Source organism: Chromohalobacter sp. HP20-39, from assembly GCF_033052815.1.
In the GTDB taxonomy this organism is placed as follows: domain Bacteria; phylum Pseudomonadota; class Gammaproteobacteria; order Pseudomonadales; family Halomonadaceae; genus Chromohalobacter.
In genome coordinates this window covers 1-341 of record NZ_JAWHTP010000331.1, presented here as the reverse complement: position 1 = coordinate 341, position 341 = coordinate 1, and the positions used below count along the sequence as shown (strand labels likewise).

Annotated in this window: 1 protein-coding gene; it reads left to right on the top strand. The window is 66.9% G+C overall.

Translation table 11 applies throughout. The annotated features are described in order from the left end of the window. Positions 1–341 (top strand): TraU family protein (locus tag RVY79_RS22035; RefSeq protein WP_411161747.1); only part of this gene is annotated, 341 nt, incomplete at both ends.

The following is a 341-nucleotide window of genomic DNA, read 5'->3' as shown; positions in this document are numbered from 1 at the left end:
CCGGAAAGTGGCAAGAACTCACGCCCGTCCTGTCGTCGTCCTGCACGGTCTTCCCGCGCAGCGGCTTTCTTACCCAGGCGCAGCAAGGCGACTACGCATGGGCGCTGTGGCGGCCGTATGCCTGCTGCGAACGCCGGGGCCAAGTGTTCCTGGGCAGCGTCGATTTGCTCGGTGGGGGTGCCATGAAGTTCCGTCCTGCATTCAATCCGTTCTCCCGCCGGGCACGTCGCACGGAGATCGTCCTGGCGCTGGCCGGCGCCCTCGCGCTGGGCAGCGGCGTGGCCTGGGGTCAACTGGGCTACCAGACCAGCGGCAGTGTCATCGGCGATGACGTCATGTAC